We start from the raw sequence: 13,720 nt of genomic DNA, 5'->3' as shown, positions 1-13,720 counted from the left end.
TCTTTATAAGGGCTGCGAATTGTACCACCGTTTCTAGAAGAAAGGTAGTCAAAAAATAAACGGCTCCAAAAAAAACTTTGGAGCCGCTTTAAAAGCCTAAAAAATAAGGAAAAATTAAATTTTCGCTTTTTCTAGAACTTTAACCAATGTCCAAGACTTAGTCTTAGACAGAGGACGACACTCACGAATCTCAACTTTGTCGCCTAGGCCACATTCGTTGGTTTCATCGTGTGCATGTACTTTTGTCGTACGTTTGATGAACTTCCCATAAATTGGGTGTTTAACAAAACGTTCGATAGCAACAACAATAGACTTGTCCATTTTATCGCTAATTACACGACCTTGAGTCGTACGAGTTGTTTCGCTCATTATGCGCCTGCCTTACTAGTCAAAACAGTCTTAACACGTGCGATATCACGGCGTACAGCTTTCAGAGTATGAGTTTGCTGTAGCTGACCAGTTGCAGCTTGCATGCGCAAGTTGAACTGTTCGCGTAGCAAATTCAATAACTCAGCGTTAAGCTCTTCAACGCTTTTTTCGCGTAGGTCTTGTGCTTTCATCACATCACCTGCTTAGTTACAAAAGTTGTTTTTATAGGCAGTTTACGTGCCGCTAAGCGGAACGCTTCACGTGCCAACTCTTCAGGTACACCACCCATCTCGTACATCACTTTACCAGGCTGGATTTGGGCAACCCAATATTCTACGTTACCCTTACCTTTACCTTGACGAACTTCAAGAGGTTTTTCAGTGATAGGTTTGTCTGGAAAAATACGAATCCAGATTTGACCTTGACGCTTAACGTGACGCGTCATTGCACGACGAGCCGCTTCGATCTGACGAGCAGTAATGCGACCACGGCCAACAGCTTTAAGGCCGTATTCGCCGAAGCTTACATCAGTACCTTTCGCTAGACCGCGGTTACGACCAGTCATAACCTTACGGAATTTAGTACGTTTAGGTTGTAGCATCAGTCGACTCCTTACTTACGGCTTTGACGTGGCTTCTTCTTAGGCTTATCAGCCTTTGGCTCTACCGCGTTAGCGTCTGGCATACCGCCAAGGATTTCACCCTTGAAGATCCAAACTTTAACGCCGATCACACCATATTGAGTGTGAGCCGAAGAAGTTGCGTAATCAATATCAGCACGTAGGGTATGTAGTGGCACACGGCCTTCACGGTACCATTCAGTACGCGCGATTTCAGCGCCGCCTAAACGACCACTTACTTCTACTTTAATACCCTTAGCACCTAGACGCATTGCGTTTTGTACTGCGCGCTTCATAGCACGACGGAACATAACACGACGTTCTAGCTGAGACGAGATGCTATCAGCCACTAATTGACCGTCTAGCTCAGGCTTACGTACTTCAGCAATGTTAATTTGCGCTGGTACACCTGCAATTTTAGCTACAGCTGCGCGTAGCTTCTCAACGTCTTCGCCTTTTTTACCGATAACAACACCTGGACGAGCAGTGTGAATAGTCACACGGATGCTCTTCGCAGGACGCTCGATAACGATGCGAGATAAAGACGCTTTAGACAGTTCTTTCGTTAAGAACTGACGTACCTTGAAGTCGCCGTCTAGGTTGTCAGCGAATTCGTTGGTATTAGCAAACCATGTAGCATTCCAAGGCTTAACGATGCCAAGACGAATACCATTTGGATGTACTTTCTGACCCATTTGCTTACTCTCCTAGTCTCTTAGCGATCTGCTACAACAACAGTGATGTGGCTTGAACGCTTCAAGATACGATCCGCACGGCCTTTAGCACGAGGCATAATACGCTTCATGATAGGGCCCTCATCTACGAAGATTTTAGCGACTGATAGATCGTCGATATCTGCACCTTCGTTGTGTTCCGCATTTGCAATCGCAGAATCAAGTACTTTCTTAATTAACTCAGCAGCTTTTTTGTTGCTGAAAGTTAAAATTTCAAGAGCTTGGTCTACTGATTTACCACGGATTTGGTCTGCAACTAAGCGAGCTTTCTGAGGAGAAATGCGAGCAAAGTTATGTTTAGCAATAGCTTCCATTATTTACTCCTTATTTCTTCTTAGCTTTCTTATCTGCAGCATGGCCGCGATAGGTACGAGTTGGTGCAAATTCGCCCAGTTTGTGACCGATCATTTCATCAGTTACGAATACTGGAACGTGTTGACGACCATTATGGACAGCGATGGTCAAACCAATCATTGATGGAATGATCATTGAGCGACGGGACCAAGTCTTAATAGGCTTTTTGTCTCCGCTTTCCACCGCTTTCTCTACCTTCTTCAGCAAGTGTAGGTCAATAAAAGGACCTTTCTTGAGAGAACGTGGCATGGCGATTCCTCTTTATAGATTATTTGTTACGACGACGTACAATGTACTTGTCAGTGCGTTTGTTCTTACGAGTCTTGAAGCCCTTAGTAGGCATACCCCAAGGAGAAACTGGGTGACGACCACCAGAAGTACGGCCTTCACCACCACCGTGTGGGTGGTCTACTGGGTTCATTACCACACCGCGAACGGTAGGACGAACACCGCGCCAGCGGTTAGCACCAGCTTTACCTAGTTCACGAAGCATGTGCTCAGAGTTACCTACTTCACCGATAGTTGCACGGCCTTCAGATAACACTTTACGCATCTCACCAGAACGTAAGCGTAGAGTTACATATGAACCGTCGCGAGCGACAAGTTGAGCATATGCGCCAGCTGAACGAGCTAGCTGTGCACCTTTACCAGGCTTAAGTTCAATACAGTGAATAGTTGAACCAACTGGGATGTTACGCAACGGCAGGGTGTTACCTGCTTTAATAGGCGCATCTACACCAGATTGGATCGCATCACCAGCTTGAATGCCTTTAGGTGCAATGATGTAACGACGTTCACCGTCTGCATACAATACTAAAGCAATGTTTGCACTACGGTTTGGATCGTATTCAAGACGCTCAACTTTCGCTGGGATACCGTCTTTAGTACGTTTAAAGTCAATTACACGGTAATGGTGTTTATGACCACCACCAATGTGACGAACTGTAATACGACCGTTATTGTTACGACCACCATTTTTAGAGTTTTTCTCTAAAAGAGGTGCGTAAGGCTTACCTTTATGTAGGTCAGCATTAACTACTTTAACAACGTGGCGACGACCAGGGGAAGTCGGCTTACACTTAACAATAGCCATTTTTAACTACTCCTGTTACTCAGCACCGCCAACGAAGTCAAGGTCTTGACCTTCTTTCAACGTAACGTAAGCTTTTTTCACGTCTGAACGACGGCCTTCACGCATACCTTGACGTTTGGTCTTACCCTTAAGAACTAGGGTATTTACAGACTTAACTTCAACTTCAAATAGCTTTTCTACAGCTGCTTTGATCTCTTTCTTGGTTGCATTGATAGCAACTTTAAAAACGATAGTGTTTGCTTTTTCAGCAGCCATTGTCGCTTTTTCAGAGATGTGCGGAGCACGTAGAACTTTTAGTAGACGCTCTTCACTGATCATGCCAGCATCTCCTCAACTTGCTTAACTGCGTCTGCAGTCATTAGAACCTTGTCAAATGCGATTAGACTTACTGGATCAATACCAGCAACGTCACGTGCATCAACTTTGTAAAGGTTACGAGCAGCTAAGAATAGATTCTCGTCTACTTCGCTAGTTACGATTAATACATCGTTTAGCTCAAGATCTTTAAGCTTAGCAACTAGGTCTTTAGTTTTTGGCGCTTCAACTGAGAAGTTATCAACAACGATTAAACGCTCTTGACGAACTAATTCAGAAAGAATGCTTTTCATAGCACCACGGTACATTTTTTTGTTTACTTTTTGGCTGTGATTTTGTGGTTTCGCAGCAAAAGTAACACCACCTGTACGCCAGATTGGGCTACGGATTGTACCAGCACGCGCACGGCCAGTACCTTTTTGACGCCATGGTTTAGCGCCGCCACCAGATACTTCAGAACGAGTCTTTTGAGCACGAGTACCTTGACGAGCACCTGCTGCATACGCAACAACTACTTGATGTACAAGAGCTTCGTTAAACTCACGTCCGAAAGTAGTCTCGGAAACAGTTAGTGCATCAGCACCTTTAACCATCAATTCCATTACTTACTCCTAGACGTTATGCTTTAACAGCTGGTTTTACGATTACGTTGCCACCGATAGCACCAGGTACTGCACCTTTAATAAGAAGCAGATTGCGCTCAGCGTCAACACGTACGATCTCTAGGTTTTGAGTCGTTACACGCTCAGCACCCATGTGACCAGCCATTTTTTTGCCTTTAAACACGCGACCTGGAGTTTGACATTGGCCAATTGAACCCGGAGCACGGTGAGACAAAGAGTTACCGTGAGTCATATCTTGAGTACGGAAGTTCCAACGCTTAATTGCGCCTTGGAAACCCTTACCTTTAGATGTACCAGTAACGTCTACTTTTTTGATTTCATTGAAAAGTTCTACGTTTAGCTCAGCGCCAACTTCAAACTCTTCACCGTTTTCTAAACGGAATTCCCAAAGACCGCGGCCTGCTTCAACACCTGCTTTCGCAAAGTGACCAGCTTCAGGCTTAGATACACGGTTAGCTTTCTTAGCACCTGCAGTTACTTGGATTGCAGAGTAACCGTCGTTTTCAAGTGTACGTACTTGAGAAACACGGTTCGCTTCAACCTCAACAACTGTTACAGGGATAGAAACGCCTTCTTCGGTAAATACGCGGGTCATACCCACTTTACGACCGACTAGACCAATCATTATTTCTTCTCCCTTAACCTAGGCTGATTTGAACATCAACGCCAGCAGCAAGATCTAAACGCATCAATGCATCAACAGTTTTATCTGTTGGTTCAACGATGTCGATTAAACGCTTGTGAGTACGAATTTCGTACTGGTCACGTGCGTCTTTGTTGACGTGAGGAGAAATAAGAACAGTGAAACGCTCTTTACGAGTAGGTAGTGGAATCGGACCACGAACCTGTGCGCCGGTGCGCTTTGCTGTTTCAACGATTTCCGCAGTAGACTGATCGATTAGACGATAATCGAAAGCCTTTAGGCGGATACGAATACGTTGGTTCTGCATGAGACAGAGCTCCAATTAATTAATTACACAAACAATATCGCCACTCAACTGCGTAAATTCGCAGGAATGTCGATTGATTTATGTGAAACCGTAGTGCCCTTATTGGGTACATTGTCAGTTAATTTCCATCAGAAACTATTTCGCTATTTCTAGGTATCTAGATAACTAATTTTATTAACTGCGAACATAAGCTGAGTATACATTATGGCCAGACACCGAATAATTTCTTAAAAATTAAAAGTGCTGACGCGAATCCTCGCTGCTCATTGGTTCACAACTGGCTAAACCAGAGTCGTGCATTATACAGATCACAAAATGGTATGCAAGTGGTGTTCGAAAATTAATCGTAAAAAGAATGAGCCGAGAGCCGAGAGCCGAGAGCCGAGAGCCGAGAGCCGAGAGCCGAGAGGATTTTAGTTATGTGTAGCGAATAAACAACAAAAAGGGAAGCCGAAGCTCCCCTTTTTTATACAGATTTGTTTCTGATATTAAGCGATAACTTTCGCTACAACACCAGCACCAACTGTACGGCCACCTTCACGGATAGCGAAACGTAGACCTTCGTCCATCGCGATTGGCGCGATTAGAGTAACTGTCATTTGTACGTTATCACCAGGCATTACCATCTCAACACCTTCTGGTAGTTGGATGTCGCCAGTTACGTCAGTTGTACGGAAGTAGAACTGTGGACGGTAACCTTTGAAGAATGGAGTATGACGACCACCTTCATCTTTCGAAAGTACGTATACTTCTGATTCGAAAGTTGTATGTGGGTTGATTGAACCTTTAGCAGCCAATACTTGACCACGTTCAACGTCATCACGCTTAGTACCACGTAGAAGTGCACCAACGTTCTCACCTGCACGACCTTCGTCAAGCAGTTTACGGAACATTTCAACACCAGTACAAGTCGTCAATGTAGTATCTTTGATACCAACGATTTCTACTTCGTCACCTACACGTAGGATACCACGCTCGATACGACCCGTTACAACAGTACCACGACCTTGAATTGAGAATACATCTTCAATTGGTAGTAGGAACGGTTGGTCTACTGCACGCTCTGGCTCTGGGATGTAAGAATCTAGTGCTTCAGCAAGCTCAATGATTTTTGCTTCCCATTGCTCTTCGCCGTTTAGTGCGCCTAGAGCTGAACCTTGGATTACTGGTAAATCATCACCTGGGTAATCGTATTCAGAAAGAAGTTCACGAACTTCCATTTCAACTAGCTCAAGAAGCTCTTCATCATCAACCATGTCACATTTGTTCATGAATACGATGATGTAAGGGATACCAACCTGACGACCAAGTAGGATGTGCTCACGAGTTTGTGGCATAGGACCATCAGTTGCAGCAACTACTAGGATACCGCCGTCCATTTGCGCAGCACCAGTGATCATGTTTTTAACATAATCGGCGTGTCCTGGGCAGTCTACGTGTGCGTAGTGACGTGCTGGAGTATCGTACTCAACGTGAGAAGTTGCGATTGTGATACCACGCTCGCGCTCTTCTGGAGCGTTATCGATAGATGCGAAGTCTTTAGCTACACCGCCGTACACTTTTGCAAGTGTAGTACAGATAGCAGCAGTAAGAGTTGTTTTACCGTGGTCAACGTGGCCGATAGTACCAACGTTTACGTGCGGTTTCGTACGTTCAAATTTTTCTTTAGACACAATCGTGTTCCTTCCTAGTTATGATTCGCTTTGACAAAGTTTGCGTCAAAACGCGCCAGAATTTGCTATTTTATGCGTCAATTTTCATCAACGCAATAGATTCATTGTTTAATAAGGCGATCAGCAATAAAACCAATCACCAAATCAACCTTAACCGCGTTCTGCGATAATTGCTTCAGCAACATTTTTCGGTACTTCAGCATACTCGGAAAACTCCATTGAGTATGATGCACGACCTTGAGTTGCAGAACGTAAGTCAGTTGCGTAACCAAACATCACAGATAATGGTACTTGCGCTCGAATAATTTTCAAGCCACCGTAGCCTTCATCCATTCCTTCAATGATGCCGCGGCGACGGTTAAGATCACCAACCACATCCCCCATCCAATCTTCAGGGGTAGTTACTTCTACTTTCATCATAGGTTCTAGTAGCACAGGTTGCGCTTCTAATGCCCCTTTTTTGAAAGCCATTGAGCCAGCAATTTTAAACGCCATCTCGTTTGAATCGACATCGTGGTATGAGCCATCGAACAAGGTTGCTTTCACATCCAGTACAGGATACCCGGCAAGTACACCGTTGTTCATCTGTTCTTCAATACCTTTCGCCACTGAGCTAATGTATTCACGAGGAACAGCGCCACCCACGATTTCGTCAACAAACACAAACCCTTCGCCCGGCTCTGACGGTTCAAGTTTAAGCCATACATGACCGTATTGCCCGCGACCACCAGATTGACGAATAAATTTGCCTTCGACTTCCGTTTTACCACGAATGGTTTCACGGTACGCAACTTGAGGTTTACCCACGTTGCAATCCACACTGAATTCACGCTTCATACGATCGACAATAATGTCTAAATGAAGTTCACCCATACCTGAGATTAAGGTTTGGCCAGTTTCATCATCGGTTTCCACGCGGAAAGATGGATCTTCTGCAGCTAGTTTACCTAGTGCAATACTCATTTTTTCTTGGTCAGCTTGTGAACGCGGCTCTACAGCGATTTGAATCACTGGCTCAGGGAATTCCATGCGCTCTAGGATCACTTTATGGTCAAGAGAACATAGGGTATCACCTGTTGTCACATCTTTAAGCCCGATCGCTGCGGCAATATCACCCGCTAAAACTTGTTTAATTTCTTCACGCTTGTTGGAGTGCATTTGAACGATACGTCCAAAGCGCTCACGTTTTTCTTTCACAGAGTTATAAACGGTATCGCCCGAGTTTACGGTTCCCGAATACACACGCATGAAAGTTAGCGTCCCAACAAATGGGTCTGTCGCAATTTTAAAGGCTAATGCTGAGAATGGTTCTTTATCATCGGCATGACGCTCGACTTCATTATCATTCTCATCAACACCTTTAATTGCAGGTACTTCTGTTGGCGATGGAAGGAAGTCAATCACAGCATCGAGTACTGCTTGAACCCCTTTGTTTTTAAAGGCTGAACCACAAGTTGCAAGAACAATCTCGTTATTCAAAGTACGAGCACGTAGAGCTTGCTTGATTTCAGCTTCACTCAACTCTTCACCTTCAAGATACTTATCCATCAGCTCTTCAGAAGCTTCTGCAGCGGCTTCTACTAAATGGCTACGCCATTCTTCAGCAAGTTCTTGCATATCAGCTGGAATTTCTTCATATGTGAAGGTCATGCCTTGATCGGCTTCATTCCAGTTAATCGCTTTCATCTTGATAAGGTCGATGACACCCTTAAACTCTTCTTCTGCACCAATATTCAATTGGATTGGAACCGGAGTTGCACCAAGACGATTTTTAATTTGTTCAACAACGCGTAAAAAATCTGCACCGGCACGGTCCATTTTGTTCACGAAAACCAAACGAGGTACGTGATACTTGTCCGCTTGACGCCATACAGTTTCAGACTGAGGTTCAACACCAGATGATCCACAAAAAACAACCACTGCACCATCAAGCACACGCAAAGAGCGCTCTACTTCGATTGTAAAGTCAACGTGTCCAGGGGTATCAATGATATTGACGCGATGTTCTTCGAATTGAGCTTCCATACCACGCCAGAAGGTAGTTGTAGCAGCAGATGTGATAGTAATACCACGCTCTTGCTCCTGCTCCATCCAGTCCATGGTTGCTGCACCATCGTGAACTTCACCAATTTTATGAGAAAGGCCTGTGTAGAACAGAATACGCTCAGTTGTGGTTGTTTTACCTGCATCTACGTGCGCACAAATACCGATATTACGGTAGCGCTCAATAGGAGTTTTACGAGCCACGATTGTATCCTCTTACTAAGGGAACCCTTAGGTAGTTCAATCTATTCATCAATATAATTGAGTATCGATAAATAGTAAAAATGTGCTGCAGGATATCCTGCAGCACAGAAGGTATAACTAACGTTGTTTCTTTGCGAGCAAAGAAGTTATTACCAACGGTAGTGTGCGAACGCTTTGTTCGCGTCTGCCATGCGGTGAACGTCTTCACGTTTCTTAACAGCAGTACCTTTGTTTTCTGACGCGTCTAGCATTTCTGCTGCAAGACGTTGTGCCATAGATTTTTCACCACGCTTACGCGCAGCTTCAACTAACCAACGCATAGCAAGAGCGTTACGGCGAACCGGACGAACTTCTACAGGTACTTGGTAAGTTGAACCACCCACACGGCGAGATTTAACTTCTACCGCAGGACGAACATTTTCAAGAGCTTCTTCAAATACAGCTAAGTGATCTTTACCAGATTTCTCAGCCATAGTATCTAGTGCAGTGTAAACAATTTTTTCAGCAGTTGATTTCTTACCATCAACCATAAGGATGTTTACAAATTTTGCCAGCAATTCAGATTTGAATTTAGGATCTGGAAGGATCTTACGCTGGCCTATTACGCGACGACGTGGCATGGATGTTTCTCCGTTGTCTTCTTCAGGTTATCCAAAACTTTTCAGTTTTATCAAAATACAATTATTTAGTGTTTGGCCTTACTTAACGCTGTTCTGTTAGTACAGAGAGCTATTAAGACTTAGGACGTTTAACACCATACTTAGAACGACCTTGTTTACGGTCGTTAACGCCAGCACAGTCAAGAGCGCCGCGAACGGTGTGGTAACGCACACCTGGTAAATCTTTAACACGACCACCACGGATTAGAACAACGCTGTGTTCTTGAAGGTTGTGACCTTCACCGCCGATGTATGAAGTAACTTCAAAGCCGTTAGTTAAACGAACACGACATACTTTACGTAATGCTGAGTTCGGTTTTTTAGGAGTAGTAGTATATACGCGAGTACATACACCACGTTTTTGTGGACACGCTTCTAGCGCAGGCACGTTGCTTTTAACAACTTGCTTTGCACGTGGCTTGCGTACCAACTGGTTAATAGTTGCCATTAAATAGCTCCTGATTTACGAAAATAAGCTTGTGAAAAATCTAATCCTAGTTCCAAGCAACATTTGGATGAAGCGAGAAATAAGGACGCGAAATTTTATGCATCAAGGGGGGATGTGTCAAGAAATATACAATCCTGCTACTGAGTTTTTTTCTTAAACAACGAAGAAAGTCATCAGTGAGTGATATCTAATCCCACGTGATGGATTGAAAATGCTGTTCGGTAAGAAAAACAAAACCTTCAAAATCAATACATTGAAAGCAACCATGGGTCGATAGCGTTAAACCACGAGCCAATAAATCTTCTTTCAGCACCCAACAATGATCTTTTTGATCTTTCAAGTCAACAAGTGGGCTAGATTGGCGAAAAAGTGCATAGACGGCATCTTCAACCAGTAAAATATCATCATCAGGTTGGATCAAGGGGATCGCATCGTCTAATCCTGATTGTGTTTTTATAATATGTAGCATCGAACCAATCCTAATTAAAACGTCATGATCTTATGGCAATGTTGTAGCTTTTTCGCTATTTCTTGATGACTGAGTAATGTCGTCTCGATGAGTAAGTTTTCTGGCGTGATTTGATAATCAAGCAATGATGCCTGACACACAAAAACATTCTCAATATCGTAGAGTTCAAGTAATTTAAAAGCCGCAATGTAGTCTCGCGACAATATATTGCTTGGGTGTTGCTCTTTCAGCAGTTGCGTTATCCCTGCCCCGATAAAAAACACATCAATGTCGTCACAATAAGCCGATGCTGCAAGTAAAGCATCTAGCCCTTCTCTTCCCTTAGCACTTGAATGAGGGTAAGAACGAAATACAAAACCTAATCGCATTAAAACTGTACCACCCTATCTTGTACCAACATGGCTTCGGCTAGCCCACCAAGGCCAGCCAGCTCAAAACCTTCTGCTACATTGCGGCTTGTTAAGCCGTGTGTTTTTGATTCATTGTCGTCCACAACGCCCCGGCGTAATGAAGCGGCGACACAAGATTCGAGGCGAATACCATGCTGAAAGCTTAATGCTTGCCATGCTTTCGTCAGATCAAATTCATCATTAGCTGGCAGTATCAAATTCGAAGCATTATTTACCCCATCTTGATAGAAAAACACACTTACCAATTGATGACCTTTTTCGAGCAATGCACAAGCAAATAGATAAGCGTTACGAGCAGATTGGCTGCCGTAGACCGAACCATTAACAACCAGAGTATAAGTCAGCATTTTTTCAGGCTCAGTTACAGATTGGCTCACTTTTCGCCATCCTCAATTTTACGTTGGCGAATATAGAGGTAAACCGTATGTTTAGAGATATTTAAACGTTCTGCAACACGGTTAATCGCATCCTTGATATCGAAGATTCCTTTGTCATACAAGTCCATCACAATTTGACGATTTTTAGTGTTATTAGACACCGATTTATCAGCATTGATTTCTTCTATTGTGCGCTCTACTGTTTGATCCACCAGCTCTTCAACATCACTGGCAAAGTTTACCGACGAAGCCGCTTCTTCGGCTTCTGCAGTTGGCATAAAGGCATGAAGCACTTGCGAAAAAGGAGCATCTAAATTGATGTTGATACATAACAACCCGATCACTCGCTGATCACCATTACGAATTGCGATGGTAATTGATTTCATCAATACCCCACCTTTCGCTCGAGTGAAATAAGATCGTGAAAAATTACGCTGAGATCCTTCGATATCTTTCAACATTTTCAATGCTAAATCGGTAATGGGAGACCCCACTTGACGCCCAGTATTTTCACCATTAGCAATTTTAATGGCTGACGTATTCAGGTCTTCTAGAGAATGAAGTACGATTTCACAATAGTTGCCAATTAAGCTCGCTAATCCATCAACCACCGCTTCATAAGAGTGAAGAATGATCTTATCGTGCTCAGTAAAGGGCATCACATGAACTGACTCCATTTCCAATAATGCTTCAGAATGCACAACTTCAGATTGACTCACACTCACCTCTACTCCGATAAAAAACAGTTTATAAACACTGCTGAACAATTAAACAAATTAACGTAAGTTTATCAGAAAATTTGAAAGAGACACCGTTCTAACTTCAATATGATGATTTGGAACAAATAATTGCCCGACTTTTTTCTGTGCAATAACCTGAAATAAAACGCTAGATGTAAAAAAGGCCCATCAAACTGATGAGCCTAAATCAAATCTATCCAGTCAATTATTTAGCAGCTGGCGCCTTTGGTGCTTCTGCTGATTTCACTGACATTAACTCAATTTCAAATACTAATGTTGAGTTAGCAGGAATAGTTGGAGTGTCTTGTTCACCATAAGCAAGCTCTGGCGGGATCACAACTTTATATTTAGAACCTACTTTCATTAGCTGTACCGCTTCAGTCCAGCCAGGAATTACGCGGTTAAGTGGGAAAGTAGCCGGTTCTTTACGATCGTATGAACTATCAAATTTAGTACCATCAACCAATGTACCTTCGTAGTTCACGACAACAGTATCCGTTGCTTTTGGTGAAATGCCGTCGCCTTCTTTCTCAACTTTGTAAAGAATACCTGATTCAGTTTTCTTCACGCCATCTTCTTTAGCAAACTCAGCGCGGAAATCATCACCGGCTTTTTTCGCTGCTGCTGATTTTTCAGCGGCTTGCGCTTTCATTTTTTCAGAAACGCGCTTATCAAGTTCTTGAAGTGCTTGATGAGTTTCTTCTTCTGTCATACTTGCCTTATTAGCAAATACGTCTTCAATGCCTTTTAACACGATATCTTTATCTAGGTTGATACCGATTTCCGCTGGCTTCTCAATGCTAGTATTTAAGTAGTTAGCGAAAGAAACACCAATTGCGTATGCCGCTTTTTCGTCATCCGTTTTGTATAGAGTAGAAGCTGCCGCTGATTGAGTTTGTTCAGCTTTTGCTGCTGCTTGTGGTGCGTCTTTTGATTCTTCTTTCTGACAACCAACTGCAAGTAAAACAGTGGCTGCAAGCAATGATACTTTAAAAATCGATTTCATTAAATTCTCCAGCATGATGGCAAACCATCGTTATGATGTATAAAAATTTATTTTATTAATATCTTAGAACTGTCGTAGCTCTATAGCCAAGCAACTCCCTATGCGATTGGTGTACATTAACACTATCACGGGCTTAATTTAAGCTATTGTTAGCTGACTGTATTTTTTCAGTAAAGTTCATTTTTATCCATAAAATAAGCCTGACTATTGGTGAATATATTAATAAAATATGAAGTGTATTGTATTTGTCACCGAATGATTTCACTCAATCAATGATAAACAGAGTGGCATATTTCAGGTATAATCCCGCCACTCCATATTGAAACGATCGTGTTTCATCACGACCTGTATTGAATAACCAAATAGTGAACAACATGCATTCAGATAATATGACCCACGAATTAAAACAACGAATTGATGATCTAGAATGTCAGGTAGCCTTCCAAGAACAAACCATCAACGAACTAAATGATGCGTTAAGTCAGCAACAAATGCAGCTCACTCGCATACAAGATCAAATGAAGTTCGTGGTCGGTAAAGTGAAAAATCTAGATGCCTCTAACTTAGCCGATGCATCAGAAGAAACACCACCGCCTCATTACTAGTGCACACTGTTGCTTTGATTGTTTGCATA

21 protein-coding genes are annotated in these 13,720 nt (G+C 43.0%); 1 reads left to right on the top strand and 20 read right to left on the bottom strand.

The genetic code is table 11. The features are described 5' to 3' along the window. Nucleotides 1-114: 114 nt before the first annotated feature. The 20 genes from rpsQ to fkpA all read right to left on the bottom strand — a co-directional run bounded on the left by rpsQ (nucleotide 115) and on the right by fkpA (nucleotide 13,086). Nucleotides 115-369, bottom strand: coding sequence for a 30S ribosomal protein S17 (rpsQ, locus tag VRUMOI_RS01465; RefSeq protein ID WP_089140015.1), 255 nt, complete (start codon nucleotides 367-369; stop codon nucleotides 115-117). Further along, nucleotides 369-560: a 50S ribosomal protein L29 gene (rpmC, locus tag VRUMOI_RS01460; RefSeq protein WP_017026387.1), complete on the bottom strand. Its 192-nt coding sequence runs from the start codon at nucleotides 558-560 to the stop codon at nucleotides 369-371. Before rpmC ends, rpsQ begins: the two co-directional genes overlap by 1 nt. After that, the gene (gene rplP, locus VRUMOI_RS01455) at nucleotides 560-970 is read right to left on the bottom strand and encodes a 50S ribosomal protein L16 (RefSeq protein WP_017026388.1); all 411 of its coding nucleotides are present in this window, start codon (nucleotides 968-970) and stop codon (nucleotides 560-562) included. Before rplP ends, rpmC begins: the two co-directional genes overlap by 1 nt. 11 nt (nucleotides 971-981) lie before the next feature. After that, entirely contained in the window at nucleotides 982-1,683 is a 702-nt protein-coding gene (gene rpsC, locus VRUMOI_RS01450; RefSeq protein ID WP_017026389.1) for a 30S ribosomal protein S3, read from the bottom strand. 20 nt (nucleotides 1,684-1,703) lie between these two features. Beyond that, nucleotides 1,704-2,036, bottom strand: a complete 333-nt coding sequence (gene rplV / locus VRUMOI_RS01445; RefSeq protein WP_027697924.1) for a 50S ribosomal protein L22 — start codon at nucleotides 2,034-2,036, stop codon at nucleotides 1,704-1,706. Between the two features lie 10 nt (nucleotides 2,037-2,046). After that, the gene (rpsS, locus tag VRUMOI_RS01440) at nucleotides 2,047-2,325 is read right to left on the bottom strand and encodes a 30S ribosomal protein S19 (protein WP_004398469.1); all 279 of its coding nucleotides are present in this window, start codon (nucleotides 2,323-2,325) and stop codon (nucleotides 2,047-2,049) included. A gap of 19 nt (nucleotides 2,326-2,344) precedes the next feature. Next, nucleotides 2,345-3,169: a 50S ribosomal protein L2 gene (gene rplB / locus VRUMOI_RS01435; protein ID WP_089140014.1), complete on the bottom strand. Its 825-nt coding sequence runs from the start codon at nucleotides 3,167-3,169 to the stop codon at nucleotides 2,345-2,347. Between the two features lie 15 nt (nucleotides 3,170-3,184). Further along, nucleotides 3,185-3,487, bottom strand: a complete 303-nt coding sequence (rplW, locus tag VRUMOI_RS01430) for a 50S ribosomal protein L23 (RefSeq protein WP_017026392.1) — start codon at nucleotides 3,485-3,487, stop codon at nucleotides 3,185-3,187. After that, on the bottom strand, nucleotides 3,484-4,086 hold the full coding sequence (gene rplD / locus VRUMOI_RS01425) for a 50S ribosomal protein L4 (RefSeq protein WP_027697926.1): 603 nt from the start codon (nucleotides 4,084-4,086) through the stop codon (nucleotides 3,484-3,486). Before rplD ends, rplW begins: the two co-directional genes overlap by 4 nt. Nucleotides 4,087-4,102: 16 nt before the next feature. Then, nucleotides 4,103-4,732 carry a 50S ribosomal protein L3 gene (gene rplC, locus VRUMOI_RS01420; protein ID WP_017026394.1) on the bottom strand — a complete coding sequence of 210 codons (630 nt, stop codon included), beginning with the start codon at nucleotides 4,730-4,732 and terminating at the stop codon, nucleotides 4,103-4,105. 13 nt (nucleotides 4,733-4,745) lie between these two features. Beyond that, nucleotides 4,746-5,057, bottom strand: coding sequence for a 30S ribosomal protein S10 (gene rpsJ / locus VRUMOI_RS01415; RefSeq protein ID WP_086982059.1), 312 nt, complete (start codon nucleotides 5,055-5,057; stop codon nucleotides 4,746-4,748). Between the two features lie 488 nt (nucleotides 5,058-5,545). After that, entirely contained in the window at nucleotides 5,546-6,730 is a 1,185-nt protein-coding gene (gene tuf / locus VRUMOI_RS01410) for an elongation factor Tu (protein ID WP_089137635.1), read from the bottom strand. A gap of 150 nt (nucleotides 6,731-6,880) precedes the next feature. Continuing rightward, nucleotides 6,881-8,977 carry an elongation factor G gene (gene fusA, locus VRUMOI_RS01405; RefSeq protein ID WP_089140013.1) on the bottom strand — a complete coding sequence of 699 codons (2,097 nt, stop codon included), beginning with the start codon at nucleotides 8,975-8,977 and terminating at the stop codon, nucleotides 6,881-6,883. Between the two features lie 149 nt (nucleotides 8,978-9,126). Next, nucleotides 9,127-9,597 (bottom strand): 30S ribosomal protein S7, encoded by a 471-nt coding sequence (gene rpsG, locus VRUMOI_RS01400; protein WP_045957025.1) that lies wholly within the window; start codon nucleotides 9,595-9,597, stop codon nucleotides 9,127-9,129. 112 nt (nucleotides 9,598-9,709) lie between these two features. Then, nucleotides 9,710-10,084, bottom strand: coding sequence for a 30S ribosomal protein S12 (gene rpsL / locus VRUMOI_RS01395; RefSeq protein ID WP_004399892.1), 375 nt, complete (start codon nucleotides 10,082-10,084; stop codon nucleotides 9,710-9,712). A gap of 187 nt (nucleotides 10,085-10,271) precedes the next feature. Next, complete coding sequence (gene tusB, locus VRUMOI_RS01390; protein ID WP_089140012.1) at nucleotides 10,272-10,553, bottom strand: sulfurtransferase complex subunit TusB; 282 nt, start codon at nucleotides 10,551-10,553, stop codon at nucleotides 10,272-10,274. Nucleotides 10,554-10,567: 14 nt separating this feature from the next. After that, nucleotides 10,568-10,921: a sulfurtransferase complex subunit TusC gene (gene tusC, locus VRUMOI_RS01385; protein WP_089140011.1), complete on the bottom strand. Its 354-nt coding sequence runs from the start codon at nucleotides 10,919-10,921 to the stop codon at nucleotides 10,568-10,570. After that, complete coding sequence (tusD, locus tag VRUMOI_RS01380; protein ID WP_089140083.1) at nucleotides 10,921-11,310, bottom strand: sulfurtransferase complex subunit TusD; 390 nt, start codon at nucleotides 11,308-11,310, stop codon at nucleotides 10,921-10,923. Before tusD ends, tusC begins: the two co-directional genes overlap by 1 nt. Before the next feature lie 26 nt (nucleotides 11,311-11,336). Continuing rightward, nucleotides 11,337-12,017 (bottom strand): helix-turn-helix transcriptional regulator, encoded by a 681-nt coding sequence (locus VRUMOI_RS01375; RefSeq protein WP_394608142.1) that lies wholly within the window; start codon nucleotides 12,015-12,017, stop codon nucleotides 11,337-11,339. Between the two features lie 268 nt (nucleotides 12,018-12,285). Further along, nucleotides 12,286-13,086: an FKBP-type peptidyl-prolyl cis-trans isomerase gene (gene fkpA, locus VRUMOI_RS01370; protein ID WP_089140010.1), complete on the bottom strand. Its 801-nt coding sequence runs from the start codon at nucleotides 13,084-13,086 to the stop codon at nucleotides 12,286-12,288. 374 nt (nucleotides 13,087-13,460) lie between these two features. On the opposite strand from fkpA, the gene VRUMOI_RS01365 reads away from it, so the two are divergent. Next, complete coding sequence (locus tag VRUMOI_RS01365; RefSeq protein ID WP_089140009.1) at nucleotides 13,461-13,691, top strand: SlyX family protein; 231 nt, start codon at nucleotides 13,461-13,463, stop codon at nucleotides 13,689-13,691. Nucleotides 13,692-13,720: the final 29 nt, after the last annotated feature.

The organism is Vibrio rumoiensis, from assembly GCF_002218045.2.
Taxonomy (GTDB): Bacteria; Pseudomonadota; Gammaproteobacteria; order Enterobacterales; family Vibrionaceae; genus Vibrio; species Vibrio rumoiensis.
The sequence above is the reverse complement of the archived record's forward strand: the minus strand, read 5'-3'. Positions and strand labels throughout refer to the sequence as shown.

Bases quoted from the DNA above. Each gene is read 5' to 3' on its own strand.
- rpsQ (WP_089140015.1), bottom strand. From the start codon at position 369: ATGAGCGAAACAACTCGTACGACTCAAGGTCGTGTAATTAGCGATAAA.
- rpmC (WP_017026387.1), bottom strand. From the start codon at position 560: ATGAAAGCACAAGACCTACGCGAAAAAAGCGTTGAAGAGCTTAACGCT.
- rplP (WP_017026388.1), bottom strand. From the start codon at position 970: ATGCTACAACCTAAACGTACTAAATTCCGTAAGGTTATGACTGGTCGT.
- rpsC (WP_017026389.1), bottom strand. From the start codon at position 1,683: ATGGGTCAGAAAGTACATCCAAATGGTATTCGTCTTGGCATCGTTAAG.
- rplV (WP_027697924.1), bottom strand. From the start codon at position 2,036: ATGGAAGCTATTGCTAAACATAACTTTGCTCGCATTTCTCCTCAGAAA.
- rpsS (WP_004398469.1), bottom strand. From the start codon at position 2,325: ATGCCACGTTCTCTCAAGAAAGGTCCTTTTATTGACCTACACTTGCTG.
- rplB (WP_089140014.1), bottom strand. From the start codon at position 3,169: ATGGCTATTGTTAAGTGTAAGCCGACTTCCCCTGGTCGTCGCCACGTT.
- rplW (WP_017026392.1), bottom strand. From the start codon at position 3,487: ATGATCAGTGAAGAGCGTCTACTAAAAGTTCTACGTGCTCCGCACATC.
- rplD (WP_027697926.1), bottom strand. From the start codon at position 4,086: ATGGAATTGATGGTTAAAGGTGCTGATGCACTAACTGTTTCCGAGACT.
- rplC (WP_017026394.1), bottom strand. From the start codon at position 4,732: ATGATTGGTCTAGTCGGTCGTAAAGTGGGTATGACCCGCGTATTTACC.
- rpsJ (WP_086982059.1), bottom strand. From the start codon at position 5,057: ATGCAGAACCAACGTATTCGTATCCGCCTAAAGGCTTTCGATTATCGT.
- rpsG (WP_045957025.1), bottom strand. From the start codon at position 9,597: ATGCCACGTCGTCGCGTAATAGGCCAGCGTAAGATCCTTCCAGATCCT.
- rpsL (WP_004399892.1), bottom strand. From the start codon at position 10,084: ATGGCAACTATTAACCAGTTGGTACGCAAGCCACGTGCAAAGCAAGTT.
- tusB (WP_089140012.1), bottom strand. From the start codon at position 10,553: ATGCTACATATTATAAAAACACAATCAGGATTAGACGATGCGATCCCC.
- tusC (WP_089140011.1), bottom strand. From the start codon at position 10,921: ATGCGATTAGGTTTTGTATTTCGTTCTTACCCTCATTCAAGTGCTAAG.
- tusD (WP_089140083.1), bottom strand. From the start codon at position 11,310: ATGCTGACTTATACTCTGGTTGTTAATGGTTCGGTCTACGGCAGCCAA.
- VRUMOI_RS01375 (WP_394608142.1), bottom strand. From the start codon at position 12,017: ATGGAGTCAGTTCATGTGATGCCCTTTACTGAGCACGATAAGATCATT.
- fkpA (WP_089140010.1), bottom strand. From the start codon at position 13,086: ATGAAATCGATTTTTAAAGTATCATTGCTTGCAGCCACTGTTTTACTT.
- VRUMOI_RS01365 (WP_089140009.1), top strand. From the start codon at position 13,461: ATGCATTCAGATAATATGACCCACGAATTAAAACAACGAATTGATGAT.